Source organism: Xenorhabdus hominickii (assembly GCF_002632725.1).
GTDB classification, from domain to species: Bacteria; Pseudomonadota; Gammaproteobacteria; order Enterobacterales; family Enterobacteriaceae; genus Xenorhabdus; species Xenorhabdus hominickii.
This window is the reverse complement of the sequence record NZ_NJAI01000039.1, coordinates 1-1,557: the sequence shown is the minus strand read 5'-3', so window position 1 is coordinate 1,557 and position 1,557 is coordinate 1. Positions and strand designations below refer to the sequence as shown.

The following is a 1,557-nucleotide window of genomic DNA, read 5'->3' as shown; positions in this document are numbered from 1 at the left end:
TTCCCCCTTATATTCCACCGGCAAATTAGCCAAATTGAACATACTATAAAACCGAGTAGGACGGTTCATTCCTGCCGTCCTCTCATGACTCACCCACACGGCCCCTAACATACTCCTGCCACCAGTATTATTGGCTCTGAGGTGGCAAGGCGCTCTCTTCTATTTCCCGTATCGCCTGCTTATCCAGATTGCACTGCTCAATGACCGTCAGTAACTGCTCATTCAGAATGAGACTGTCACTCCATGTCATTTTGTCGGGTATGACCGGAGGCAGACAATCAGCGAGCAGATGTGCCGGAATGGGTATCGGTGGCACCTGAACGTATTCGGTTCGTGTGTTGCTGCAACCGGATAACAGCCCCATCAGGCACAGTGCGATGGGCACAATCATGATTGACCACCGCATCTTTGATGGCTGTTTTAGTCTGCTCAGAATCCACGGCTGACCGGTTCCGGCTTTCGCTATTAATGCGTGAGATATCATTGAATATCCTGACAGTCTGAAAGGTATTGGCGGTCATGACTTGTTGATGCTGATACTTCGTGTCCAGCTCGTTATAATCCTTGTCCTTTTGGTGATACTTGCTGTAGTAGAACCACAGCAAGCCAGAGACAATCACCAAAGCACCGAGGGTGAAGTACTGGCTGTTGAGTTTCATCGCTATGAATTTAACCTTGTTTGCTCTTCTATCAGGGGGTTGCGATAGTTTTTATCAAAAATGCCTTTTAACGCCTGTTTTCTTTGTTCACGATCCCACCCCATTGAAATAAGAACGGTATTTGCCCGCTGTAATTCGGTAATGGCTTTAATCTGCCACTCAGTCAGGTAATCCCTGATTGCTTCGCTTTTACCAATGTCATTGGTCTTCTTAAATTTGGCTGATTTCATGCCAAGCACGGTGTCATTAATCAGATCAGCTTCATTACTGTAATGAAAATGCTCCGTTTCTTTCCCGTCCTGTTTCCGGCTATTTTTGATAGCGTCGGTCATAGGCCGATATTCGACTCTGGCTCTTTCCCGTTCCAGTTGAATTTGAGATTCTTTTGCTGCCTTTTCACGAAACTTAATGAAGCTGTCAACCAAGCGCACTTGTCCATCACGGGCTTTTTCGCCGCCAATGAACGGCATAGCAATCAAGAAGCCACGTTCAGTTAACTCATAGCAGGGTAATTCTTTGTTTTGTTTGCTGATATATGAGGAGGGCTTGAAATCAAGCTCTCCTAAATGACGGCTTTCTATCAATCCCCTCACGCTCTGTAAGACGTTTTTATGATCTCTACCAAACTCATTAGCGATAACATCTGTTGTGACTACAGGCTGGCCGTTGGATTTTTTAACTAAAAGTCTCATCTTGCGTATTCCTATAGAAATAAGAGCCTGCTGACGTAGAAATATCGCCCCAAGAGGTCGCCACCTATAGCGATACTTCTCAGGTTCTATTTCTATATGTTCTTGGCTGGATTTGGCGCACGTCAGTACGCAGATAAAAAGAAGCCCCGCGAATGCGAGGCTCAGGATTCAGAGTAAATTGAAGGCTTTTTCAAGCACTTCATCAG

At 45.5% G+C, this 1,557-nt stretch carries 3 protein-coding genes; all 3 read right to left on the bottom strand.

Annotation, left to right across the window (positions count from 1 at the left end; translation table 11 throughout):
- Positions 1-127 precede the first annotated feature (127 nt).
- From lysC to Xhom_RS24825, 3 genes are read right to left on the bottom strand one after another with little or no spacing between them, the layout of a single operon-like run.
- Positions 128-316, bottom strand: a complete 189-nt coding sequence (gene lysC, locus Xhom_RS24835) for an Rz1-like lysis system protein LysC (protein ID WP_244590826.1) — start codon at positions 314-316, stop codon at positions 128-130.
- Complete coding sequence (locus Xhom_RS24830) at positions 279-659, bottom strand: hypothetical protein (RefSeq protein WP_069314965.1); 381 nt, start codon at positions 657-659, stop codon at positions 279-281. The genes lysC and Xhom_RS24830 overlap by 38 nt, the downstream gene beginning before the upstream one ends.
- Positions 660-661: 2 nt before the next feature.
- On the bottom strand, positions 662-1,351 hold the full coding sequence (locus tag Xhom_RS24825; protein WP_069314964.1) for a Rha family transcriptional regulator: 690 nt from the start codon (positions 1,349-1,351) through the stop codon (positions 662-664).
- Positions 1,352-1,557 lie beyond the last annotated feature (206 nt).

Bases quoted from the DNA above. Each gene is read 5' to 3' on its own strand.
- Xhom_RS24830 (WP_069314965.1), bottom strand. From the start codon at position 659: ATGAAACTCAACAGCCAGTACTTCACCCTCGGTGCTTTGGTGATTGTC.
- Xhom_RS24825 (WP_069314964.1), bottom strand. From the start codon at position 1,351: ATGAGACTTTTAGTTAAAAAATCCAACGGCCAGCCTGTAGTCACAACA.